At 61.3% G+C, this 25,213-nt stretch carries 17 protein-coding genes and 2 riboswitches; of the genes, 13 read left to right on the top strand and 4 right to left on the bottom strand.

The features are described from left to right. The first annotated feature begins 65 nt into the window (after nt 1-65). The 6 genes from L6762_RS09010 (at nt 66) to L6762_RS08985 (ending at nt 10,458) form a co-directional block, all read left to right on the top strand. The gene (locus L6762_RS09010; RefSeq protein ID WP_237186926.1) at nt 66-2,591 is read left to right on the top strand and encodes an HAD-IC family P-type ATPase; all 2,526 of its coding nucleotides are present in this window, start codon (nt 66-68) and stop codon (nt 2,589-2,591) included. A gap of 249 nt (nt 2,592-2,840) precedes the next feature. After that, a complete protein-coding gene (locus L6762_RS09005) occupies nt 2,841-4,943 on the top strand; it encodes a glucose PTS transporter subunit IIA (protein WP_237186925.1) in 2,103 nt (700 codons plus the stop codon). 133 nt (nt 4,944-5,076) lie between these two features. Beyond that, on the top strand, nt 5,077-5,556 hold the full coding sequence (locus L6762_RS09000; RefSeq protein ID WP_237186924.1) for a GNAT family N-acetyltransferase: 480 nt from the start codon (nt 5,077-5,079) through the stop codon (nt 5,554-5,556). 253 nt (nt 5,557-5,809) lie between these two features. After that, entirely contained in the window at nt 5,810-7,564 is a 1,755-nt protein-coding gene (locus L6762_RS08995; protein ID WP_237186923.1) for an ABC transporter family substrate-binding protein, read from the top strand. Between the two features lie 150 nt (nt 7,565-7,714). Next, nucleotides 7,715-9,247 (top strand): ABC transporter permease, encoded by a 1,533-nt coding sequence (locus L6762_RS08990; protein ID WP_237186922.1) that lies wholly within the window; start codon nt 7,715-7,717, stop codon nt 9,245-9,247. Further along, nucleotides 9,247-10,458 (top strand): ABC transporter permease, encoded by a 1,212-nt coding sequence (locus L6762_RS08985; RefSeq protein ID WP_237186921.1) that lies wholly within the window; start codon nt 9,247-9,249, stop codon nt 10,456-10,458. The genes L6762_RS08990 and L6762_RS08985 overlap by 1 nt, the downstream gene beginning before the upstream one ends. Nucleotides 10,459-10,549: 91 nt before the next feature. Here L6762_RS08985 and L6762_RS08980 read toward each other — a convergent pair whose 3' ends face one another. Further along, entirely contained in the window at nt 10,550-11,170 is a 621-nt protein-coding gene (locus L6762_RS08980) for a hypothetical protein (RefSeq protein WP_237186920.1), read from the bottom strand. A gap of 77 nt (nt 11,171-11,247) precedes the next feature. Here L6762_RS08980 and L6762_RS08975 point away from each other — a divergent pair, with 77 nt between their 5' ends. Next, the gene (locus L6762_RS08975) at nt 11,248-12,999 is read left to right on the top strand and encodes an ABC transporter ATP-binding protein (RefSeq protein ID WP_237186919.1); all 1,752 of its coding nucleotides are present in this window, start codon (nt 11,248-11,250) and stop codon (nt 12,997-12,999) included. A 349-nt stretch (nt 13,000-13,348) separates the two neighbouring features. Here the strand turns inward: L6762_RS08975 and L6762_RS08970 are convergent, their stop codons facing one another. Then, a complete protein-coding gene (locus L6762_RS08970; RefSeq protein WP_237186918.1) occupies nt 13,349-14,311 on the bottom strand; it encodes a phosphoglycerate dehydrogenase in 963 nt (320 codons plus the stop codon). 110 nt (nt 14,312-14,421) lie between these two features. Further along, a complete protein-coding gene (locus tag L6762_RS08965) occupies nt 14,422-15,078 on the bottom strand; it encodes a TetR/AcrR family transcriptional regulator (protein WP_237186917.1) in 657 nt (218 codons plus the stop codon). A gap of 141 nt (nt 15,079-15,219) precedes the next feature. On the opposite strand from L6762_RS08965, the gene cls reads away from it, so the two are divergent. Further along, a complete protein-coding gene (gene cls, locus L6762_RS08960; protein WP_237186916.1) occupies nt 15,220-16,719 on the top strand; it encodes a cardiolipin synthase in 1,500 nt (499 codons plus the stop codon). 95 nt (nt 16,720-16,814) lie between these two features. Here cls and L6762_RS08955 read toward each other — a convergent pair whose 3' ends face one another. Beyond that, on the bottom strand, nt 16,815-18,281 hold the full coding sequence (locus L6762_RS08955; protein ID WP_237186915.1) for an LLM class flavin-dependent oxidoreductase: 1,467 nt from the start codon (nt 18,279-18,281) through the stop codon (nt 16,815-16,817). A 109-nt stretch (nt 18,282-18,390) separates the two neighbouring features. Then, nucleotides 18,391-18,491: riboswitch (SAM riboswitch) on the bottom strand. 201 nt (nt 18,492-18,692) lie between these two features. Then, nucleotides 18,693-18,786, top strand: a riboswitch (SAM riboswitch). Between the two features lie 4 nt (nt 18,787-18,790). Here L6762_RS08955 and L6762_RS08950 point away from each other — a divergent pair. The 5 genes from L6762_RS08950 to L6762_RS08930 all read left to right on the top strand — a co-directional run bounded on the left by L6762_RS08950 (nt 18,791) and on the right by L6762_RS08930 (nt 25,092). Further along, nucleotides 18,791-19,597, top strand: a complete 807-nt coding sequence (locus L6762_RS08950; protein ID WP_237186914.1) for an ABC transporter ATP-binding protein — start codon at nt 18,791-18,793, stop codon at nt 19,595-19,597. Nucleotides 19,598-19,605: 8 nt separating this feature from the next. After that, nucleotides 19,606-20,646 carry an aliphatic sulfonate ABC transporter substrate-binding protein gene (locus tag L6762_RS08945; RefSeq protein ID WP_237186913.1) on the top strand — a complete coding sequence of 347 codons (1,041 nt, stop codon included), beginning with the start codon at nt 19,606-19,608 and terminating at the stop codon, nt 20,644-20,646. Between the two features lie 2 nt (nt 20,647-20,648). After that, nucleotides 20,649-21,506 carry an ABC transporter permease gene (locus L6762_RS08940; protein ID WP_237186912.1) on the top strand — a complete coding sequence of 286 codons (858 nt, stop codon included), beginning with the start codon at nt 20,649-20,651 and terminating at the stop codon, nt 21,504-21,506. A gap of 235 nt (nt 21,507-21,741) precedes the next feature. Then, nucleotides 21,742-22,668, top strand: coding sequence for a type IV toxin-antitoxin system AbiEi family antitoxin domain-containing protein (locus L6762_RS08935; protein ID WP_237186911.1), 927 nt, complete (start codon nt 21,742-21,744; stop codon nt 22,666-22,668). A 315-nt stretch (nt 22,669-22,983) separates the two neighbouring features. Further along, entirely contained in the window at nt 22,984-25,092 is a 2,109-nt protein-coding gene (locus L6762_RS08930; protein WP_237186910.1) for an AMP-binding protein, read from the top strand. Nucleotides 25,093-25,213: the final 121 nt, after the last annotated feature.

Genomic DNA, 25,213 nt, shown 5'->3' with positions numbered 1-25,213 from the left:
GCGCACTCAGCTTCTCCCACTAGACTGGTTACTACCCTGACCAGCCCAATGCCCAAGGAGCCCCTATGTCTCACACCGCGCCTGCCCACCGCGTGAATGTGAGTACCTCTCCAGACAGCGTCCTTGAGGCCGGTGGGCTCACCAGCGAGCAGGTCGCTGAGCGCACCTCTGCTGGGTTAGTGAATACGCAGAATAATGCGACCTCCCGCTCTACCGCGACCATTATCCGCACCCACCTGTTCACCATGTTTAACCTGGTGTTGGGGCTCTGCGGGCTGGCGGTGATTCTGGTGGGTTCCTGGCTCGATACCCTTTTCCTTTTGGCTGCTATTGCCAACGTGGTCATCGGCTTCACCCAGGAGTTCTCGGCGAAGCGTCAGCTGGATCGCATTGCCCTGCTACGCCGCGACCCCGCCACCGCCCTACGCGACGGCAAACTGGTGCCGGTTGCCCTCGATGAGCTGGTTCTTGACGACGTTGTGCTGCTCAAGCGCGGGGACCAGGTTCCTGCCGACGCCGTGGTACTCACCAGCGACGGCCTGGATCTTGATGAATCCCTGCTCACCGGCGAAAACGACCCCGTCGGCAAGGTGCCGGGGGACGGCGTCCTGTCGGCTTCATCCGTGATCGGCGGGTCGGGCAAGGTGCGGCTGACAGCGGTGGGGGCGACCTCCCGCGCCGCGAAGATTACGGCCGAGGCCCGCCAGTTCACCACCATCCATTCAGAGCTCCGGGCGGGTATGGAACGGGTGGTCACCTGGATTACCTGGGCCCTGGTTCCCATCATCGCGATTGTGCTCAACGGGCAGATGCAGGCCGCCGGCGGCTGGCAGCTGGCCCTTGATTCCGGGGCCTGGCGTGATGCCCTGATTACCTCTGTCTCGTCGGTGGCCTCCATGATTCCCCAGGGCCTGGCCCTGATGACCACGATTTCCTTTGCCGTGGCATCGGTTAAGCTGGCCCGCACCGAGGTGCTGATTCAGGAGCAGCCCGCCGTTGAGGTGCTGGCCCGCGTTGATACCGTCTGCTTCGATAAGACCGGCACCCTGACCGAGGGCGGGGTGCGCTTTGATTCGGTTCGCTCCCTAACCGGGCAGGTGCTCTGGGCAGAGACCGGGCATCAGGACGCCGCCGCTCCCGCTTGGCAGGGTAAGGACGGCTGGGCTGCCGCCCTGGGCTGGCTGGGAGCTGACCAGAACGCTAATCCCACCGCTGCTGCCCTGAAGGAGCCCTTTGCAGAGGCAGCGGGCACCGCAGCCCCTGCCGGTGCTAGCGCCCCGGCTGCCACAGGCGTCCTACCCTTCTCATCTACCCTGCGCTTTAGCGGGGTGGAATTCAGCGGCACCGGGGCCTGGTTGCTCGGTGCCCCCGAAGCCCTCCTGCCTACAGACTCCCCCGCGCGAGAACTTGCCGGTGACCTAGCTGAAAGCGGACTACGCGTGCTGGTGCTAGCCCACGCCCCAGCTCTGACCCGCGAGCCCTCCGGCAAGGTAGCCACCCGGGTTCCCGCCGGGCTTGAGCCCCAGGTGCTGGTGATCTTCCGGGAGCAGGTGCGCTCTGAGGCCCCCGAAACCCTGGCCTACTTCAGAAGCCAGGGCATCGACCTGAAGGTCTTCTCTGGGGATAACCCCCGCACGGTAGCGGCCGCAGCTCAAGCCGCCGGTATGGACGTCTCAGCCGGTGCGGTGGACGCTTCAACCCTGCCTGAGAGCGGCCCCGAGCTGATAGACGCTGCCCGCACCCACGCCGTCTTTGGCCGCGTTTCACCCGAGCAGAAGAAGAACATGGTTCTGGGCCTGCGAGAAGCCGGCCACGTGGTGGCAATGACCGGCGACGGCATTAACGACGCCCTAGCCCTCAAGCATGCCGACCTGGGCATTGCCATGGGTAACGCGGCTCCCGCCACCAAGGCGGTCTCCCGCCTAGTGCTCCTCGATGGCCGCTTTGACCGCCTGCCCGGCGTACTGGCTGAGGGGCGAAAGATTATTGCCAATATCGAGCGGGTCACCAACCTCTTCCTCACCAAAACCGCCTTCGCTATCCTGTTAGGTCTGACCCTGGGTGTACTCTGCTGGAACTTCCCCTTCCTGCCGCGCCAGTACTCCACCGCCGACCTGCTCATTGTGGGTGGGCCTGCCTTCTTCCTGACCATGCTGCCCAACACCCGCCGCTACGTCAGCGGCTTCTTGGGCAGGGCCCTGCACTATGCCCTACCGGCGGCCGTCATCATTACGGCGGTGCTGGTCTTCGTCAACGGCTACGGGCGTAGTCTCGCCGGGGTAACCAGGTCAGAAATTCAGACTGCCACCTTCATTGCCCTTGTGCTCATGGGTATCTACAACATCACCACGGTCGTGCGACCGGTACGCGGCGTCCGCCTGGCGATTGTAGCTGCCATGTACGCAGGCCTAGCCCTGGTTCTGCTTCTGCCGCCCTCGCTCTGGTACCACCAGTTCATCATTCCCAGTGGAGCATATTTACTAGCTAGCCTGGCGTCAGCCTTTTTAGGTTGCCTCGCCATCGAAATCAACCTGCGCCTGCACACCGCCTGGCTACGAGCTAAACACCCCCAGGTACTTGCGCAGAGCTAAGCTCTGGGAGTACGCTTGACCACGAACGGGGTGAAAGCCCCACTCTATGTAGTCAATCATCAGGATTGTTACTGGTTAAGCAGGCAAGACCTGAGTTGCTATCAGCTCACCACGGCACCTGTGCACCCGCACACGCGCCCTACCTGTGAGCACCCGTCTACCCTCATCAGGGCACACGGTTCGATAAGCAACTCGGGTCTTTTTCGTCTTAACAGCTAGCAATCCGCACACACCAGTAAGGTTCCACCCGTGAATAACTCACAGATGGGCGAGAAGATCCTCGAAGGCCTGGGCGGCCCCGAGAACATCTCGCACTTTACCCACTGCGCCACCCGCCTGCGCGTGACCCCCAAGTCCAACAGCGCCATCGACCGCACCAAAATCGAAAACATCCCCGGTGTGCTCTCCATCATCGAGCAGTCCGGCCAGACCCAGGTCGTCCTCGGCGACAAGGTCGAATCGGTCTACAACGAAATGGTCAAGTTGCCCGGCATGAGCTCCGTTGGCGAAAGCTCCTCCAAGGGCGCAGTAGCCACCGACGAGAAGAAGGCCGGCGCCCTGACCCGCGTCTTCGACGTGCTCTCAGACTCCTTCCGCCCCATCCTCTGGGCGCTGCTGGGCACCTCTATGATTCTGACCCTGATCGTCTTCCTGCAGCAGCTGGGCTACTTCGGTCAGTACACCGACCTCACCGGCCAGGTCGTTAACATCGACATCGTCAACGGCCCCCGCCTGGCCGACGCCGATGCCGCAGCCGCCATGCTCAACGAGTGGCGCGCAGCCTTCCCCTTCTGGTTCATCATGCTGGCAGCCTCCCTGTCAGTCCTGCAGTTCATGCCCATCATGCTGGGCGCAACCGCAGCTAAGCGCCTGGGCGCCAACATGTGGGTCGGTGCGGCTATCCCCGCAGCCCTCATGACCGGCACCTTCCAGGGCTTTGCAGACATCGCAGTGGACGGCGTCGTCCGCGTCCCCTTCCTGGGTCTCGACCTGCCCCTGTACGTCATGAACTACACCGGCCAGATCTTCCCGCCCCTCTTCGCAGCAGCCCTGCTGGCTCCCCTGGAGCGCTTCCTGAAGAAGGTCATCCCCACCATGCTGCACATGGTGTTCGTGCCCATGCTCTCCGTCATGATTCTGGTACCCCTGACCGCCTTCCTGATCGGCCCTATCGGCATCAAGTTCGCTCTGGCTATCTCTGACTTCATCGGCGGCGTTAACGAAATCGCCCCCTGGCTGGTCGGCGGCCTCATCGCCGGTCTCTACCTCTTCATGGTTCCCCTGGGTCTGCACTGGCCCCTGAACGCCGTCATGATTAACAACCTGCAGACCGACGGTGTGGACTTCATCCAGTCCCCCATGGGCGCCTACAACTTCGCCGTCTTCGGCGTTGTCACCGGTGTTGCTATTGTGGCTCGCCGCAACAAGGAACTGCGCCAGACCGCTGTCGGTGCGGCCGCCTCGGGTCTGCTCGGTGGTATCTCCGAGCCCTCCCTCTACGGCATCGTCCTGCGCTACAAGCGTGTCTTCCCCCTGATTCTGGTCCCCGCCATCATCGGTGGTGCCACCATCTCAGCCCTGGGTGTTAAGTCCTACGCCTTCGCCTTCACCTCGCTGATTTCTATCCCCGCAATGCAGCCCTGGTACCTCTACATGATTGGTCTGGCCATCGCCTTCTTCGGCGCTATGGCAGGTGTACTGATTTTCGGTTACGAGTCCAAGGACCAGAAGGCTGAAGCTGCCGCCAAGGCCGCAGCCGTTGCAGAAACCGGCATCGGCGAGTCCGCTGCCGAGGCAGCTACCCCCGCAGCCACCGAGGTTCGCAACGAAGCGGACGCCGCCACCACCTCAGCTACCCCCTGGGCCGCTGAAGAGGCAGCAGCACCCGCAGCAGGCACCGTCCTGACCATGGCATCCCCCCTCGAAGGCCAGGCAGTTCCCCTGTCTGAGACCCCCGACCCCATCTTTGCCGCCGAAAAGCTCGGCAAGGGTGCGGCAATCGTTCCCACCGGCAACACCGTGGTAGCACCCGCAGCCGGTAAGGTTTCTGTCACTATGCCCTCCGGCCACGCTGTAGGCCTGAAGCTCGACAACGGTGTAGAACTTCTCATTCACGTGGGTATCGACACCGTCAACCTGAACGGCGAAGGCTTCGACGTGAAGGTTGAAAAGGGCCAGCGCGTCAATCCCGGCGACATCCTGCTGACCTTCGACCCCGAGATCATCAAGAACGCCGGCTACTCCCTGGTAACCCCCGTTCTGGTCACCAATACCAACCGCTTCGCTGAGGTTGAGGGCGCTACCGGCGCCGTCCAGCCCGGCTCTGAGCTGCTGAAGGTTACCACCAAGTAATCCCGCCGCAGCCTAGGTGTGCCGCCCCGTATCGTCCTTCCGGACGGTGCGGGGCGGCTTTCTATGCCTTTAAGCAAATCTCATAGTTACTGCCCGGTAGTAAGCGCAGTTCAACGGGTTTTAGAATGACTGTATGTTTACCGTGAAATCCTTTTATGACCTGACTCTTGATGAACTCAACGAGATTTACCTGCTGCGCGGGCTGGTCTTTGTGGTGGGCCAGAAGATTACCGAAGAGAACGAAATCGACCGGGCAGACCGGCAGGCCCTGCACTTCTTCCACGCCAATGAGCGCGGTGAGGTGCTGGCCTATCTGCGGCTTTTCGATTTGGCGACATTCTCGGACGAGTCCCACCCGGCTGATCCCGGTGCCTGGACGCTGGGTCGGGTGGCAGTACATCCGGACGTCCGCGGCACCGGCTTGGGCCGCCGCCTACTCAATGAGGCACTGACCTGGATTGAAGAAAACACTGAGGCCGAACGCATCTCTATTAGCGCCCAGGCCTACCTAGCAGAGAGCTACTACGGGGCGGCAGGCTTTGAAGTTGTGGGGGAGCCCTACCTGGAAGCGGGTATCGAGCACGTGCACATGGTGCGCCCCATCGAGCGATAGCAAAAGAAGAAAAGCTACGCCAAATTCATGAGCTAAAAAGACGCTGTAACGTATTTTTTACATTTTTTTGAAGAGTTTTACATATAAACAGGGGTTTTTGTGGCGCAGTTCCCCAAAAGTGACCTAGTATATACATTACACATCGTGTGATTCACCACACCCAAGAGTTGGGAAGGCTTGCGCCGCCCCGCACACACAGGGTGAAGATCGCGGACCACAACATACATTTCCCCTTTTCAGCAAGGAGACACTAATGCGCAAGACCCGCATTTCCTCAGCTCTCGGCCTCTCAGCTGTAGCTGCCCTGGCTCTCTCAGCCTGCGCCAGCTCCGACACCGGCGCCTCCAGCACCTCAGGCTCCGACGCAGCTGCATCAGACAAGTCAGTTTCAATTGCTATCACCAACGTTTTCTCCTCACTGAACGTAGGCACCGCTGAAGGTAACTCAGACACCAACGGCATCATCGCTCAGATGACCAACCGTGGCTTCTACACCATCACCAACACCTTCGACATCCGCCACAACGAGTGGTTCGGCACCTACTCCATGACTGAAGAGGGCGAAGGCATCAAGGTTGACTACAAGGTCAACGACGACCAGAAGTGGTCAGATGGCAACGACATCGACAAGGGCGACCTGCTCCTGGCATGGGCTGCTCAGTCAGGCCACTTCGACAGCGAAGACGGCGAACTCACCTACTTCGACTTCGCAGGTGAAACCGCTGGCCTCGGCGGCGCAGAGGTCCCCGTTGTGAGCGAAGACGGCCGCTCCATCTCCTTCACCTACCCCAAGGCTTTCGCTGACTGGGAAATCGCTTACGACATCGACAAGCCTGCCCACGTTGTCGCTGAGCTGGCCGGCATGACCGAAGACGAGCTCATCGAAGCTATCGAGACCGCAACCCCCGGTGAAGAAAACGAGCAGCTGCGCAAGATTGCAGATGCCTGGAACACCGGCTACAACACCACCACCATGCCTGCCAACGAGGCTCTCACCGTCGGTAACGGCCCCTACCTGGTCACCGCCGTTGAAGAGAACCAGTCAGTTACTCTGACCGCCAACCCCAACTACCAGGGTGACAAGAAGCCCGCTATTGGCGAAGTTGTGCTCAAGGTTCAGGGCGACGTTGCAACCCAGATTCAGGCTCTGCAGAACGGCGAAGTCAACGCCGTTGCCCCCCAGGCCTCCATCGACACCGTCTCCCAGCTTGAAGCTCTGAGCGGCGTTGTCACCGAAACCCAGCCCGACCAGGCTTACGACCACCTCGACCTGAACGTCAAGGAAGGCTCACCCTTCGCTGACGAGAACGTCCGTAAGGCCTTCCTGCTGACCGTTCCCCGCCAGGACATCGTTGACAAGCTGATCAAGCCCATGGACGCCAACGCTGAGGTTCTGAACTCCCAGCTCTACGTAGCTTCCGACGCTGAGAACTACGCCAAGACCGTTGAGTCCAACAACTCCTCTGATTACCCCTCAGACGACATGGACGCCAACATCGAGAAGGCTAAGGAACTGCTGGGCGGCCAGACCCCCACCATCCGCATCCTCTACAACAACAAGAACCCCAACCGCATCAACTCCTTCCAGATGATCAAGGAATCCGCTGAGAAGGCAGGCTTCGTGGTTGTTGACGCCGGTAGCGAGCAGTGGTCATCTCTGCTGGGCGGTGGCGACTACGAGGCATCCATCTTCGGCTGGGTTTCCTCAGGTGTAGGTAACTCCTCACTGGGCCAGACCTTCAAGACCGGTTCATCCTCCAACTTCACCGGCTACTCCAACGCAACCGTTGACGCAGCAGCTGATGAAATCATGACCACCACCGACACCGCCCGCATCGAAGAACTGAAGATGCAGGCAGACGGCGAACTGTTCAAGGACGGCTACGGTCTGCCCCTCTTCCAGTCCATCGCTGTTACCTCGGTTTCAGACACCATCACCGGTGTAGAGCCCAAGCCCGGTCAGCAGCCCCTGACCTGGAACATCGAAGAGTGGGACATCGCAGAGTAAGTACAGTTACGCTCTAGTCACGCTACAGATGGCAACTAACAATCTGTAACTGCCCTACGGCGCGGACGCTCACGAGCGTCCGCGCCTCTGGCTGTTTTGAGAGCACCCTCCTATTCCCAGGGTGTACTCCCCTACCCATCAGGATTCATCATGCTCATGTACTCCGTGAGGCGCCTGATCACCGCAGTGTTCATTCTCTTCGGTGCATCGTTCCTCATCTACAACCTCGTAGCTATCGCGGGCGATCCCCTCGAAGAACTACGCACCTCAACTTCCCCCAACAAAGAAGCACTGATTGCCCAGCGCATCGATGCCCTCGATCTCGATGTCCCTGCCCCCCTGCGCTACTTCAAGTGGCTCGGCGGTGTGCTCGGCTGCTTCGCAGGTAAGTGCGACTTTGGCCAGAACCTGGCAGGTACCCCCGTTACCCAGCTTCTCTCCAACGCTGTCTACCAGACCCTCACCCTGGTCGTAGCAGCCACCGTGCTCTCCATCCTGATCGGTGTCAGCCTGGGTATCATCTCAGCCCTGCGCCAGTACTCAGGCCTGGACTACACCGTGACCTTCGCCAGCTTCCTCTTCTTCTCTCTGCCCTCCTTCTGGATTGCAGTTCTGCTCAAGGAATTCGTTGCCATCGGCTTCAACGACTTCCTCCGAAACCCGGTGGTCACCATACCCACGACCCTGCTCATATCGGTTCTAGCAGGCCTCTTCTGGTACTCCGCCTCCTTCGGCAAGCAGAAGACCCGCTACCTGATGGGCCTGTTGGGCTTCGCCATCACCGCAGGCGCTATCATCTTCGTCTCCACCACTAAGTGGTTCCTCACCCCCTTCCTGGGCATCCCCTTCATGCTGCCCCTGGGCCTGGGCGCCGCCATCATCTTCACCATCCTGGTCTCCGGCCTGCGTAACCGCCGGGCCCTGGGTGCAGGTCTAACCATGGTCGTCGCTGGCCTAGCTGCCTACTTCCCCCTACAGGACCTGCTCGACCTGGCCACCATGCTCATGGTCGTCCTCATCACCCTGGCCTTCATGGCTCTGGGCTGGATTGTCGGTCTCGGTTGGGGTGGCTACGATAAGGGCCAGGGTGCCCGCGTCGGTATGCTCACCGGCCTGGCCATGGCCCTGCTGATTATCGCCGACCGCTTCATGCAGGCCTGGCCCGCCTACATCAGCAACAGCCGTATCAAGGGCCGTCCTATCCCCACCGCCAACGCTTCTACCCCCAACCTGCAGGGTGACTTCTGGATTCTGAACACAGATACCCTCACCCACATCCTGCTCCCCACCATCGCCCTAACCCTGATTTCACTGGCCTCCTACTCACGCTACTCACGTGCGTCCATGCTCGAAATCATGAACCAGGACTACATCCGCACCGCCCGCGCCAAGGGCGTCTCAGAGCGCTCCGTCGTCATGAAGCACGCCTTCCGCAACGCCCTGATTCCCCTGGCAACCATCATCGCCATGGACATCGGCGGCATCATCGGTGGCGCAGCGATCACCGAGCGTATCTTCGCCTTCAAGGGCATGGGTACCCTCTTCCTCGACTCGCTGGCCCACACCGACCCCAACCCCGTTATGGGCGTCTTCCTGCTCACCGGCATCCTGGCGCTCGTCTTCAACCTTGTGGCTGACCTTCTCTACTCAGCCCTCGACCCGCGTGTGAGGGTGAAAGCATAATGAGCACCAACGACAAGAACCTCAGCTCAGGGCCCACTAAGGAGCCCACCACCGAAACCACCGCACTACGCTCCGTCGAAACCAACGTCGATATCCGCGCTCAAGAGTCCGTGGGTAAGACCCAGGGCCAGATTGTGCGCAAGCGCTTCCGCCAGAACACCGGTGCGGTTATCTCCCTGGCGATTCTTATCGCCGTGCTCCTGCTGGCGGTTACCTCCATCGGCGTAGGCCCCATCCCCGGCTGGTGGAAGTACAACTACACCGAGATGAACCCCATCGTCAACGGTGCAGCCCCCAACGCCCAGCACTGGTTTGGCCAGGACGCCACCGGCCGTGACCTCTTCGCCATGACCATGCGCGGTGTGCAGAACACCTTCCTGGTGGTCATCCTGATTACCAGCATCGCCGGCTTCCTTGGCGTGCTCTTCGGTGGCCTGGCAGGCTACTACCGCGGCTGGATTGAAGCCGTCATCATGCGCTTTACCGACATGGTCATCATCATCCCCCTGATGCTGCTGACCGCCGTGCTCGGTAAGCTAGCCGGTAGCTACTTCCACGGCATCTGGAACACCATCATGTTCGGTGTGGTCGTGGGTCTGCTCTTCTGGTCATCGCTGGCCCGTCTGGTGCGCGCGGAATTCCTTTCACTGCGTGAACGCGAATTCGTGGACGCCGCCCGTCTGGCAGGTGCCTCGGACCTGCGCATCATCTTCAAGCACATCCTGCCCAACGCCATCGGCGTGGTCACCGTGAACGTGTCGCTGATGATGAGCTCCGCCATTTTGACCGAGACCGCGCTCTCCTACCTGGGCTTCGGTATTAAGGCCCCCGACTGGTCGCTGGGTTCATTGATTTCAGCTAACCAGTCAGCCTTCTCCACCCGCCCCTGGCTCTTCTGGTTCCCCGGCCTCTTCATCCTGGTGATTTCACTGGCCGTCAACTTTGTGGGCGATGGCCTGCGTGACGCCTTTGACCCCCGTCAGAAGAAGTTCAACCCCAAGAAGGCAACCAAGCGCACCGCCCACTCAGCCGAAAACGGTGTGGGCATCGACGGTTCTGTAGCCGCTCCCGCAGCAGCCGCTGCCGGAGCTGGCACCGCCACCGTGCACGCTTCCATTGCCTCGGAGGTAGAGACCCCCGCCAGCAGCCGAACCTCAGACTCCCTTGACCAGGACCTGGACGGCCCGGCAGGCTCACCCCAGAACAAGTAGCTCTCATCGCACGAGGCGGTGAGCGCACCAGCACTCACCGCCTCGTTAATAACCGAATAGAGAAGGCAGAACCTCCCGGCCTACCGAAAGCTTAGAAGACTAAGCCAGCCACAGCGGCCAGAAGCAAAAGGACGAAAATAGCCAACCCACGGGCGTCCACCCGCGACTGCTGAAGGGGCTCAACCGCCCCCAGGGCCTCGTCCTCCACCAGCTCCTGCCAGTAGCCGCGCAGCACCAGGGCAACCGCCCCAGCCGCCGAATTCGGAAGATCCGAAGCGCGCACTGACCGCTCTGCACCGTAGGTGATAGCGGGCAAACGCTCAAGATCCTGACGATGGGCAGAAAGGGACGCCACCATACCGCTTGACGGCAAACCAAAAGCCTGAAAACGCTTGGTGGGAGTCACCAGGGTCAGATGGTACTTGGTTGAAATATCAATCAGGGCAGCGTAATTGACCCGGTGGGTTACAAAGGGGTTATAGATGGTGATGTCGTCAGCACCAGCAACCAGGCGGGATCGGCCCAGCACGTACCAGACGGTATAGGCCATCCACAGCACGCCCCAGCCGCCGGTCAGTAGGGCCGAAAGGCCACCGCTGATAGCTAAGGCCACCAGCACGCTCGCTGCAACCAGCACAGCGCACCAGGTGTAAAAAGGGGCGGTCTTCACGCGAAAGGTAACCGGAGGGTTCTGCAAATACTGAGACTTCATAGTCTCTCGATTCTCTCAGATGAGACAGCTCAACCACACCAATCTTCTACAGAAACAACCAAGAGTTGGGAAAACCAGTGAATACACCAACCACTCAGCCAACCGGCGCCCAGCCGGTCCTCGAAGTCCGCGACCTCAGCGTTGACTTCGGCGTCGAACGTACCTGGGTTCCCGCCGCCATGAACCTCAACTACGAGGTGCATGCCGGTGAGGTCCTCGCCATTGTGGGTGAATCCGGCTCAGGTAAGTCCGTTTCGTCCATGGGTATGATCGGGCTGCTGCCCAAGAACGCCCGCGTCACCGGCTCCGTCAAGCTCAACGGCCGCGAACTCATCGGCCTGACCAACACCGAGCTGCTCAGCGTGCGCGGTGAAGAAGTCGCCGTAATCTTCCAGGAACCCATGACCGCCATGAACCCGGTCATGACCGTGGGCGACCAGATCGTTGAAACCCTGCGCCTGCACAAGAACGTCTCACCGGCAGAGGCTAAAGAAGAAGCCATCAAGATGCTTGAGATGGTCGAAATGCCCGACCCCATCAAAGCCTTCAACTCCTACCCCCACCAGATGTCCGGTGGCCAGCGCCAGCGCGCCATGATCGCCCAGTCGCTCTCCACCAACCCCAAACTGCTCATTGCAGATGAGCCCACCACGGCACTCGACGTGACCGTGCAGGCAGAAATTCTTGAGCTCATGCGCAACCTGCAGAAGAAGCTCAACTCAGCCATCATCCTGATCACCCACGACATGGGCGTGGTCGCCGACCTGGCCGACCGTGTTGCCGTCATGCGCCGCGGCCAGATCGTTGAAACCGGCGAGATTCACGAGGTCTTCAACAACCCCCAGCACGAGTACACCCAAGCCCTACTCGGTGCCGTGCTCCACCTGGGTGGCGACGAAATCGACGTGAACGCCGCCATCGACGACGCCGCCGAAAACCAGCGTCCGGCCACCGCCCTGCTAGAGCAGGTAGCCCCCCAGCGCACCGGCGACGTCATCCTCTCCCTCAAGGACGTCGCCCTCGAGTACCCCAAGCAGGGGCGGGTTGGCCCCTTCCGCGCCGTCACCGGCGCTAACCTCGAAATCCGTGCCGGTGAGGTGCTGGGTCTTGTGGGTGAATCGGGCTCCGGTAAGTCCACCATCGGCCGCGCAACCGTCGGCTTCCTACAGGTAGCCGAAGGTGAGCTAAACGTCTGCGGCGTCGACATGCGCAAGCCCAGCCGCAAGGACCTGGCCGAGGTACGCAAGCACGTGGGTATGGTCTTCCAGGACCCCTCATCCTCCCTCAACCCCCGCCTGCCCATCGGCGAATCCATCGGTGAGCCCATGATGCTGGCCGGCGTCGCCAAGGGTGCGGAGCTGCAGAAGCGCATCGAAGAGCTCCTCGACCGAGTAGAGCTCCCCCGCTCCTACCGCAACCGCTACCCGCACGAGCTCTCCGGCGGCCAGAAGCAGCGCGTCGGCATCGCCCGCGCCCTCTCCCTCAAGCCCAAGCTACTCATCGCGGACGAACCCACCTCAGCACTCGACGTTTCGGTTCAGGCCCGCGTGCTGGAACTCTTCCGCGAGCTCCAGGAAGAAATGGGCTTCGCCTGCCTCTTCGTCACCCACGACCTGGCAGTCATCGACGCCCTGGCAGACCGCATCGCGGTGATGCGCCGCGGCGAAATCGTAGAGCAGGGGCCGCGCGAGCAGATCCTGCGCCACCCCCGCGAGGTCTACACCCAGCGCCTGCTGGCCGCTGTGCCGCTGCCCGACCCGGACGCCCAGGCTGAGCGCCGCGAACTGCGCGCTAAGCTGCTGGACGAAACCGGCCACGTCGTCAGCTAAAGACAACTAAAAGGAGCTCCACCAGATTCTGGTGGAGCTCCTTTTGTGTACCCAGAGATCAATAAAGTTTTGCGGGGCTTCGCAGGCTCACGCTCGCTGCCGACCCTCTCGCCGGTTCGCTAGCGCTCACGGGCGATTCACGCCAGCCCCGAGCCAACAGCTTCGCTGTGAGCCTGCTTTGCCCGCATACTTGAAGATGTCGAGGGGACAGGCGTAATGCGGTGCCCGTGCTAGAAGCCAGCTGGCTGGGGCTGGCGTGAATCGGGCGAGCGCCTCAGCGCGAGCCCGAGAGGGTCAGCTGGCGCTAGCACGGGCACTGCATTACTCGCCCTACCCCGACCCTGAATCTCTAATTCATCTTGTTGCGCCAGTCGGCGTCCTTACCCGCGCGGGCATCGCGCAGGGCCTGCAGGTTCTGCTTGATGAGAGCCTCGGGCTCAACGGGGCGGCCGCCCGCTGAGTGGGGGGTGATGATGATGTTCTTGGCATCCCACAGGGGGTCGCTGGCGGGTAGGGGCTCTTCGACTACAACGTCGACGGCGGCGCCGGCGATGCTGCCTGAGTTGAGGGCTTCAATCAGGTCTGCCTCGTTGACGGTGGGGCCTCGGCCCACGTTGATGACGTAGGCGCGCTGGGGCAGTTTGGCCAGGCGAGCGGCGTCGAGGGAGTTCTTGGTTTCCTCGGAGTTAGGCAGGATCATGACCAGGATGTCGGTGGTTTCTAGGACCGAGTCGATGTCGTCGGTGGCGACCACGGGGAAGCCCGCGCGCTCACCTGCTGAGCGGGCGATACCGGTGACCTCGGCGCCGAAGGCGTCGAAGAGGCGGGCGGTTGCCTGGCCGATAGAGCCAAAGCCCCAAATGGTGACCTTGGCGCCGAGCAGGGTGGTGACCTGGTCGGCGGGGTGGAGTTCCTGGGGGCCGCCGAGTTCGGTGGCCCAGTTCTTCTGTGCCTGGTGCTCGGCCAGGGTGGGCAGGAAGCGTACAAAGTTCAGGGCCAGGGCTAGAGTGTGTTCGGCAACGGTCTTTGAGTGCAGGCCGCTGCCGGAGGCGATGACGGCCTCGGGGCGGAAGCCCGCGGCGCGGGCCTGGTCGGGGCCTGCCAGCAGCGCCTGGACCAGCTCTACCTGCTGAAGGTGGGCGGCGGCGTCCTTAAGCTGGTCATTGGTGTTCCCCCATGCCACCAGTACGTCGGCGTCGTGGTGTTCGGGGGCGATATTGACGGTGGGGTCGTAGCTGACCAGCTCGTCGCCGGCTTCAGCGCCCAGGGCGCTCTGGTCAAGGGTGATTGATGTGGGCAGAAGAATCTTCATGGTGTACTCCTTTGTTCCAAGTGTTAGGCGCGGGGGCACCCACTAGCCACTTTACCCCCGCAGGGCACTGCTGTTTCTACCCGTGACGCAGCATGACGGACGGGCCGCGGCTAGTCCTCGCGCAGCAGGTGGCGGAAGGTCTGCACGGCCTCGCGGATTATCTCATCACGTTCAGTGCTCTCGGGCACACCGCGAGTGTAGTCCATATAGCGGAGCAGGGCCGAAGTGATACAAAGGGCTGCACGCAGGCGGGGTTCTGAGGCCCCTTCTCCGGCTTCACTTTCAGGCAGGTAGGGCCAGGGGCCGCGGCGTCCGCTCGCGCTGAACTCCACCCAGTTGACGGTGCGCAGCAGGTCAGCCAGGGTCTTTTCACACTCGATATGGTGGGTTTTCAGGCGGTAGCGCAGCTCCGGGTATTCCTGCACCAGGGGGCGCACCTGCGGGTAGGTGGGGCTGTCGACCGATGCGACCATGATGTCGAGCATCAGGTGGGCGACGCGCTCAAAAATATAGAGGTCCTGGCGGGCAGCATCGCGCTGCAGAATGTCATCGGTAATGACGGGGGCGCGCAGGCCGAGCACAGCGTCCTCTTTACTGGCGAAATAGTTGAAGAGGGTGCGGGGGCTGACCCCGGCAGCTTCAGCGATTTCGTCGGTAGTGGTGGCTTTGAGGCCCTTCTCAAGCACAAGCTTGAGTGCGGCCTCGTGAATCGCGGTGTGGGTTCGCTCCCGGCGCTGCTGGCGCACGGACTTCTCGGGTTTCTTCACACCACCAGTCTATTGCAGAGGTGCAGAGAACCTAAGCTAGGTGAGATATTACGGGCAGGGTACGAGCATCGCGCGTAGAGAGCTTTCTGACTATGTGGACAAGCCCCACCCCGCACTCGGACCCCGGGTAGACTTAGAAAGGTGAACTTCAGCCTACCTTTTCTCGATATCACGAACCTGCCGGATTGGCTCTCGATAACCCTGGTCGTTATCGATATCCTCATCCGCATCACCGTTATTTTCTGGTTGCCCTACAACCGTAAACCGGTGGTCGCGCTCGGCTGGCTGATGGCGATTTTCTTTATTCCCTTCGTGGGCCTGTTTGCTTTCTTGATTTTTGGTTCCAACCTGGTGCCCCGGCACCGCCGCAGCCGCCAGCGCAGCATGAACCAGATTATTAAGGACTCCATCGAGGGGGACGACGCCGTGCTGGGCGACCCGGAGCTCTCTGAGCCTGCGCGGGTGGCAGCTAACCTCAACTACAAGCTCGGTGCCCTGCCCCTGATTGGCGGCAACGACTTCGAGCTACGCCACGACAACAATGCGGCCCTGCAGGAAATCGCCGAGAAAATCGACCAGGCTAAGAAGTACGTTCACTTCGAGTTCTACATCACCGCCCTCGATAGCACCACAGAGCCCCTCTGGGATGCCCTGGTGCGCGCCCACCAGCGCGGTGTAGCGGTTCACGTGCTCATCGACCATATCGGGTCCCGCAAGTACCCCCGCTGGAAGGAACTCCAGCGCAAGCTCAACGATGCAGGGGTACCCTGGCGGCTCATGCTGCCCCTCAAGCCCTGGAAGGGCCAGTGGCAGCGGCCCGACCTGCGCAACCACCGCAAGATTGTGGTCATCGATGGCGAGCTGGCTTTCTCCGGCTCCCAGAATGCTATCGATAGCACCTACAATCTCAAGGGCAACATCAAAAAGGGCCTAGTGTGGAAGGACCTCTCCTTCTTCTGCACCGGCCCCGTCGTGCACGAGCTCAACGCGGTTTTTGTCTCCGACTGGTATGCCGAAACCAAGGAACTCCTGCTCGATGAAATCGACGCCGACATCGAAGCCCACGATGAGGCAGGGCAGGAGGGCCAGCGTCCGCTCGCCCAAATCGTGCCTTCTGGCCCCGGTTTCGAAACCGAAAACAACCTGCGCCTGATCAACCACCTGATTTACAACGCAGAAGAACGCATCATTATCTGCTCCCCCTACTTCGTGCCCGAAGAAACCCTGCTGCAGGCCCTAACCAACATGGCGCTCTCGGGTATCGACGTGACCCTGATTGTCTGCGAGAAGGGTGACCAGTTCCTGCCGATTATGGGGCAGCGCTCCTACTACGAGCAGCTGCTCCGCTCGGGTGTGAACATTCAGCAGTACCCCGGCCCCACCGTGCTGCACTCCAAGTTCATGATTGTGGACGACGAAATCACCTTCATCGGCTCATCCAACATGGACCCCCGCTCCTTCGCCCTCAACTTTGAGGTCTCCACTTTTATCGTGGGCAAGGCTATGGTGCAGGAACTCGAAGGCGTAGCCCGGGACTACATCTCCCGCTGCAAGCGCCTGCGCTACGACGAGTGGGTCAACCGCCCCAACCACCAGAAGGTTGCCGAAAACCTATGCCGCCTGTGGAGCGCCCTGCTCTAACCGTCGGCACGGCATAAAGACGATAAGGACGCCGCCCTGCACTCCCCTGCCCGTTGGCAGGAAGGTGCGGGGCGGCGTCCTTACAGCTCTAAGACCTAGTGGCCTGCGGCCTCAGCCTTCTCAGCGTTCTCAAGCGCCAGCTTGAGGAAGTCACGGGCCGGGGTGTCGGCAGCGGAGGGCTTGCCCGCGTAGGCGCCGCGGTACTTGGCAGCCGGGTGGCGCTCGTCCACGTACTTGTTGCCCTCACCAAAGAGGCTCTCACGCAGGGTGGAACCCTCATAAGCGGTGCGGTAGCGGCCGCGCTTCTGCAGCTCGGGGACGACGAACTCAACGAAGTCCTCAAAGGAGCCGGGGGAAACATGGTAGGCCAGGTTGATGCCGTCCAGGCCGCCCTCGTCAATCCACTTCTCCAGCTCATCGGCAACGGTCTGGGGGGAGCCCACCAGAACCGCACCCATACCGCCGGTGGCGCAGTGCTCGGCGATGTCCTTGCGGGTCCACTCCTTCTCCTTATCCTGCAGGGTGAAGGGGGTCAGGAAGGACTGGATAGACTCGGTCTCAACGTACTTGAGGGCCTCATCCTCATCGAACTGATCCAGATCCAGGCCGCTCCAGCCGCCAATAATGCCCTGAGAAGCCTCAACGTTCTGGTACTTGAGGTACTCGGCGTACTTGGCCTGGGCCTTCTCGTCGGTCTCATCCACCACCACAGAGAGCATGGCCAGGATCTTGACGTCATCGCGCCTACGGCCAGCCTTCTCAGCCTCATTACGGATGCGCTCGGTCAACACCTTAGTCAGGTGGGGGCGCAGGGCGGTGATAAAGATAGCCTCAGCGTGCTGGCCAGAGAAAGCCTGACCGCGGGACGAAGCACCGGCCTGGAAAATCACGGGGGTGCGCTGGGGGGAAGGCTCACTCAGGGCGATGCCGGGAACCTGGAAGTACTTGCCCTTGTGCAGGATGGGGTGCACCTTCGAGGGGTCAGCGAAGATACCGTTTTCGCGGTCGCGGGGCACCGAGCCGTCCTCCCAGGAGCCCTCCCAGAGCTTGTAACAGACATCGAGGAACTCTTCGGCAATCTCGTAGCGCTCATCGTGCTCAATCTGCCCGGGCAGACCCTGGTTCTCAGCAGCAGACTGCAGGTAAGAGGTCACCACGTTGAAGCCCACACGGCCGCCGGTCAGGTGATCCAGGGTGGAGTAGGAACGGGCCAGGGTGTAGGGCTGGTTGTAGGTGACAGCGGCAGTCACGCCAAAGCCCAGGTGCTCGGTCACAGCGGCCATAGCAGAAATCTGCAAGAAGGGGTCACCCACGGGAACCTGGGCACCGTCCTTGAGTACGGGGGCTACTGAATCCTTGTAGACGTCGTAAACACCAACCACATCCGCAATGAAGACCGCATCAAAGAGGCCCTTCTCGCAGACCTTCGCCAGGTCGGTCCAGTACTTGATGGTGTTGTACTCATCCGCACGGTTGCGGGGGTGACGCCACAAACCAAAGCTCTGGTGGCTAGTGGTGGTCATATCGAAGGCGTTGACGACGATGCGCTTCTTCTCGGTCATGAACCGGGCCCTTTCACAGGTGGTGCTTGGCCCCTCGCGCCCGTGCTGCCACCGGCGTCCTTACCCAAAAGTAAAAGGCGCCGAGCCTTCGCGAAGGTGGCGCCTGGTTGCGCCGTACTTGCATTACTGCCTGATCCTCATCTGGGGCACCCCGCTACGGGAGAGGGTTGCCGCCCAACTAGCCAGAGCTTGACGTTGGGACTCTTGATCTTGAGATTTAGTGTAGCCCTCACAGCCCGCCAAGAGGCAAGCATCTGAGGCTACGTTTCACATTGTGGCACGTGTTGAGCAGTGTTACGCTCAGCCGCGAGTTCCGGTCAGTTTCACCCACTGCGTCACACTCGTAACCAGGCGAAATACCGCGTCATACTCTTGCCCAGTTCCAACAAACGCCCCTAGCGTTGAAAGCGTTAACCATCCAGAGCGACCGAGAGACTTGGCTCAACGACGTCGCAGCAACCTCCCTACACCAGGGGTCGGTGCTAACGCCAAGAGACGATGGAGAAAGCATGAGCGCACCCACGCTAGAACGCACCCCCACCACCCTCACCGCCTGCGAAATTGACTTCAATGCCGTCGGCAAGACCTTCATCGGCGAGCGCGGGGAGACCCGCACCGTCCTTGAAAACGTGTCGTTTACCGCCTACCCCGGTGAGATTATCTCGATTATTGGCTCCTCGGGCTGCGGCAAGTCGACTCTCTTGCGGGCTGCTGCCGGCCTGGGGGCAGCGACCGCCGGTACCGTCACGATTGACGGTAGCCCGGTACGGGGTCTCGATTCCCGTGTGGCTATTGGTTTCCAGGAGCCTCGCCTACTGCCCTGGCGCACCGTTGAGAAGAATGTTGCCCTGGGGTTGCCCAAGGGTACCCCCAAGGACGCCGCCCGCGAGCAGGTTGCCCGCCTTCTGGATGTCGTGGGGCTGGCAGACTACGCCCAGCACCGCCCCCGTGAGATTTCCGGTGGCATGGCTCAGCGCGCTTCCCTGGCTCGGGCGCTGGCGCGGAACCCCGGCGTCCTTCTGCTCGATGAGCCCTTCGGCGCCCTTGATGCCCTGACCCGCATCAACATGCAGGATTTGCTGCTCGATATTCATGCCCACGACCCGGCCACCGTCCTGCTGGTCACCCACGATGTGGAAGAGGCCCTCTACCTCTCAGACCGGGTGATTGTGCTGGGTAAGCCGGACCCCGCCGCGCCCGCGACGATTGCCCGCATTGTTGAGGTGCCCGACCACCGCCCGCGCGACCGCGGCAACCCCGCGCTCTCGTCCCTGCGCAAAGAACTTTTGGCCGAACTCGGCGTTGAAGAACACTAGGAACACACATGTCACTCATTTCTCGTCTCACCACCACTTCTGCCCTGCTCGCAACCGGCACCCTACTACTGACCGGGTGCCTGGCAGGGGAAAACGCTTCTACCGCCGATACTTCTGCCGCAGCGGGTGACACCACCGTCACCATCGACTACGCCACCTACAACCCGCTCTCCCTGATTATCAAGGAAAAGGGCTGGCTTGAGACCGCCCTACAAGAGCAGGGTAAGGACGTCGAATGGGTACAGTCAGCCGGTTCGAACAAGGCTAACGAGGCCCTGCGCTCCGGTGCGATTGACGTGGGTTCCACCGCGGGCTCAGCTGCCCTGCTGGCTCGCTCTAACGGCTCCCCCATTCAGGTGATTGACCTCTACTCCCAGCCCGAGTGGTCAGCTCTGGTGACCCGCACCGACACCGGTATCTCATCGGTGAAAGACCTGGCCGGTAAAAAGGTAGCCGTCACCAAGGGCACCGACCCCTACTTCTTCCTGCTCCAAGCTCTTGAAGAAGCAGGTGTGTCACCCGATGAGGTCACCATCGAGCAGCTACAGCACGCAGACGGCCGCACCGCCCTCAACCAGGGCACCGTAGACGCCTGGAGCGGCCTTGACCCCATCATGGCCAGCGCCGAAATTGAGGACGGCAACACCCTCTTCTACCGCAACGTCGACTTCAACACCTACGGCTTCCTAAACGCCACCGAGGATTTCATCGAGAGCGACCCCGAAGCTGCCCAGACCATCGTTAACGTTTACGAATACGCCCGCGACTGGGCACTCGCCAACGAAGAAGAGGCCGTGCAGATCCTGGCGGACGGCTCCGGCATCGAACTCGAAACCGCCCAGGTCGTCTGGGACCGCACCTACCTCGACATCGATAACGTACCCGGCGACAAGCAGCTCGCCGTACTGGAGAAGGTCGGCCCCTACCTGGTTGAATCCGGCGACGTTGCCTCACAAGACGAAGTAGACACTGCCCTGGGCAGCATCGTCAACGAAACCTTTGCCCAGAAGGCAGACCCCGCCCGCATCTCAACCCTGGTGGCTGAGTAGTCATGTCAGTTACCTCTGATCTCACCACCCAACCGGCAACCCACCGCCGCCTGGCGCGCACCGAAACACCGGCGTCCGCGAAGGTACCCCGCCGCCCCCTGCTCACCCGCCGCTGGGCACCCTGGCTCGGCGCCCTGCTTCCCCTGGTTCTGCTGGCGCTCTGGCAGTACCTGAGCACCGCCGGAGTCTTTAGCGCGGTGCAGCTCCCTGCCCCTTCGAGGGTGGTTGCCGCTGCCCTTGATTTAGCAGGACGAGGGCAGCTCGGCCTGCACGTTGCTATCTCAACCCAGCGCGTGGTTCTGGGCTTCAGCATCGGGGCTATCCTCGGGCTGGTGCTCGGAGCCTGGGTAGGGCTCTCCCGCTGGGCCCAGGTGCTCGCCGCCCCCACCATCGGCGCCCTACGCGCTGTACCGTCGCTGGCCTGGGTGCCGCTGCTGCTGCTCTGGATCGGCATCGGTGAAAACTCCAAGGTCACCCTCATCGCTATCGGCGCTTTCTTCCCCGTCTACACCACCGTCTCGGCGGCCCTAGCCCACGTAGACCCCAAGCTGGTTGAAGCGGCCCGCACCTTCGGCGTCCGCGGCATCAACCTCTTTACCACCGTGCAGCTACCTGCCGTTCTGCCCGCTGTGGTCTCGGGTCTGAGGCTGGCCCTGGCGCAGGCATGGCTCTTCCTGGTCGCCGCCGAACTGCTCGGTGCTTCGATGGGGCTGGGCTTCCTACTCACCGACTCCCAGAATAACGGCCGCACCGACCGCCTACTCCTGGCCATCGTGCTACTCGCTATCCTGGGTAAAATCACCGACGCCCTGCTGGGTGTATTCGAACGCTGGGTCAAGGCCCGGTTCCCCAGCAACTAGAAGACGAGGTGGGCGGACGCGCCGGGTTGAGGGGCGAGGGCGCGACCGTCCGTGAACGTAACCGAAAGCTTCATCTGCATGTTCTTTGAACACGCAGATGAAGCTTTTGGCTACCTACAGCACTGGTGAAGCTCCCCTGTGGAAAACAGCCCTTCAAGCGTCATACAAACGCATAGAGGTATAAACCCACACAAAACACCCCGAGTTATCCACAATTTATATATAACCCCTTGTCATGGACGAAACTATCGGAGACATTCATGGCATGGAACAATTCTTTACCGAAGTAAAAACCTCTGCGGAGCTACGCCATCTCGGGAAGTCGTCCTCAAGCATCACCAGGGCGTGTCAGGGCGGAACCCTTCGTCGCATCTGCCACGGAGCCTACATCAAGACCTCCACCTGGAACAGCTGGGACGCCCGCGCCCGCTGCATCGCCCAACACGTAGGGTTTCTCAAAACCAGATCAGACTTCGTGCTCAGTCATGTATCTGCAGCACTCTGGTGGGATGCGCCCCTACTGCGGCTCCCCCGCAAAATTTGGGTCAGCCATCCAATGGAGACCGTCCGCTCTACCCCAAAAGTCCATGTCAGCCGTGCCCGAAAGACAGAGTGCTCATCTGCTGTCTTCCATCAAGGAGCTTTTGTCACTCCTCCCCTACAAACAGCAGTCGACTGTGCGCTGACTCTGCCCATACTTGATGCCCTGTGTATCGTGGACTTTTTTCTCAACCAAGGACTCATCGCCGCTTCTGATTTCACCAGTAGCATTACGGGTTTACGTTGCAAAGGGGTCAAAAACGCGCGTGAGGTCAGCCGTCTCATGAGCGAACGCTCAGAATCTCCTGCGGAAACGGTGACCCGCTATCGAATTGCGATGTGGGGGTTCACCCCGCCCAAGGAACAGGCAACCATTTGGGTGGGAAGTTCCTACTACCGCCCCGACTTTCTGTGGGAAGAGCTCAAACTCATCTTAGAAGTCGACGGTTACGTCAAATATGATGGCACCTACGGCGACCCTGGGGCAGCTATCCGCGCTGAGAAAAGACGCCACCGTGACCTTGAGAAACTCGGGTACCGGGTCATTAGGGTGCAGTGGGAAGACATCGTGCATCACCCGGAAAATTTACGCATCCTTTTGGTCAATGCCGGGGTGCGGTAACGTGGCGTGTGCTCGGCGAATGTCGTCAAAACCTTCATGTGCATGTTCTTTGAACGCGCAGATGAAGCTTTCGATTACATTCGCGTTAGATGGGCGGACGGACACGCGTCACGGGGCGTCATAAACGTTAAGGGGCGTCACGGTTTAGTAAGGGTAGAGCGCAGGTGTTTACCCTGAAAGAGATTTTGTCCATCAAGAGCGATACGAGAGACCTGGCTCTACGACGATCGCAGCAACCACGCCGAACAAGCCGCCCACGGGCGTCCTGCGAGAACCGGCGCCGGTGCTACAGCCAGCTACCGATGGGAGATACCCTTGGGCGCACCTGCCGACTTCGTGTACACCGATCCTTTCAATCCCACGCCCAACCCGGCGCTCATCTCAGACGAAGCCCGAATCGAGTTCTGGGCTGACCAGGCTAAAGCCCGCCTGACCTGGGGTGAGATGTTTGACGAAGCCAACCCCCACACCTTCGCCAAGCCGCAGAGCCTGGGCCCCGATGATGAGGGTATCGAGCAGTTCACCGTGCCCGAGATTAAGTGGTTCGAGGGCGGCAAGCTGAACGTTGCCTACAACTGCGTAGACCGCCACGTCGAAGCGGGTAAGGGCGATAAGGTGGCCCTCTACTTCGAAGGTGAACCCGGTGACCGCGAGGCCATTACCTATGCCGAGCTGCAGCGCCGGATCGCTAAGGCAGCCCACGGCCTGGAGAAACTCGGCATCGGCAAGGGTGACCGTGTGGTGATTTACCTGCCGGTGATTCCCGAAACCATCATCTTCACGCTTGCCTGCGCCCGCATTGGCGCTATTCACTCCCTGGTCTTCGGCGGTTTCTCGGCTGAGGCCCTGAAGTTCCGCGTGGAAGATACCGGCGCTAAGGTACTCATCACCACCGACGGGCAGAACCGCCGCGGCACCGTGGTTCCGGTCAAGGCGACCGCCGACGAAGCCTGCTCGGGTGAGAACAGTATCGAGCACGTCATTGTGGTTGACCGCACCGCGGGCACCCCCGAAGCCCACGCCGCTGTGCCCTGGATCGAGGGCCGCGACATCTGGTACCACGACCTGGTCGATAACCTACCCGACACCCACGATTACCAGCTCTTTGACGCTGAAACCCCGCTCTTTATCATCTACACCTCGGGCACGACCGGTAAGCCCAAGGGCCTGGTGCACACGTCCGCGGGCTACCTGACCCAGGTTGCCTACACCCACGCCCTGCTCTTTGACCTGCTCCCCGAGATTGAGGACGAGCGCGGTCAGCGCCGCGTGGACGAGCTATCAACCATCAACGACCCCGCCAAGGTCGAGAACACCGTTCACTGGTGCACCGCCGACCTGGCCTGGGTCACCGCCCACACCTACGAAATCTACGGGCCGCTGCTCAACGGCGTCACCGAGGTGATCTACGAGGGCACCCCCAACACCCCCACCTTCGAGCGCCATTTTGAGGTGCTTGAACGCTACGGGGTGACCAACTACTACACCGCCCCCACCCTGATTCGCTCCCTCATGGGTGCCTTCCCCGACGGCCCGCCCGCCGGCAAATACGACCTCTCGTCGGTGCGCCTGCTGGGGTCGGTGGGCGAGTCCATCAACCCCGAGGCCTGGCGGTGGCTACGGACGCACGTGGGCGGGGGCACCGCGTCCTTCATCGACACCTGGTGGCAGTCCGAGACGGGCTCGACCGTCTGCTCGCCGCGTCCGCACGACCCCCAGTTCGCGCCCGCTGGCACCTTCGCGGACGACGCGCCCCACACCGCGTCCAAGCCCGGCTGTGCGACCCGGGCAGTTCCGGGTATCTCAACCCGCGTGGTCGATGAGCAGGGGAACCAGGTTGAGCCTGGCGTCCAGGGCTTTATTGTGGTCGATAAGATTGGCCCCTCCATGGCCCGTACGGTCTGGGGCAACCCGCAGCGCTACCTGGATTCCTACTGGCGCCACTACGGCGAGCGCGGCTGGTTCCTGGCCGGGGACGGGGCCAAGGTCGATGAGGAGGGCGATGTCTACATTCTGGGCCGTATCGACGATGTTATTAACATTTCGGGCCACCGCCTGTCGACCATTGAGATTGAGTCTGCCCTGGTCACGCATGAGGCTGTGGTGGAGGCCGGGGTCTGCCCGGTGGAGGACGAGCTGACCGGCCACCAGGCGGTTGCCTATGTGACCCTCTCTGAGGCCGGCCGCGCCTTGAGCGCCGAAGAGTTGAAGGCGGCGCTGACCGAGCATATCCGCCACGAGATTGGGCCGATTGCCAAGCCCAAGGACGTCATTGCGGTAGCCGATATCCCTAAGACCCGGTCGGGTAAGATTACCCGCCGCCTGCTCGGGGAGCTCTACCAGGGCCGGTCACTGGGCGATACCTCATCCCTGCAGAACGAGGAAACTCTAGAAGCTATCGCCCAGGTGCTGGCAACCCGCTAGCTGCGACCGCTAAGCCGCTTCGTGCCGACGGTGCTCAGGTAAACAGATAGGTACCATCTAAATCAGAAAAACCCACGAACTAGATGGGTTTTTCTGAGTGGGGTGGTACCTTCCTCGGGTG

Origin of the sequence: Rothia nasimurium (assembly GCF_928381705.1) — a bacterium.
Classification (GTDB): Bacteria; Actinomycetota; Actinomycetes; order Actinomycetales; family Micrococcaceae; genus Rothia; species Rothia nasimurium_G.
The sequence above is the reverse complement of the archived record's forward strand: the minus strand, read 5'-3'. Positions and strand labels throughout refer to the sequence as shown.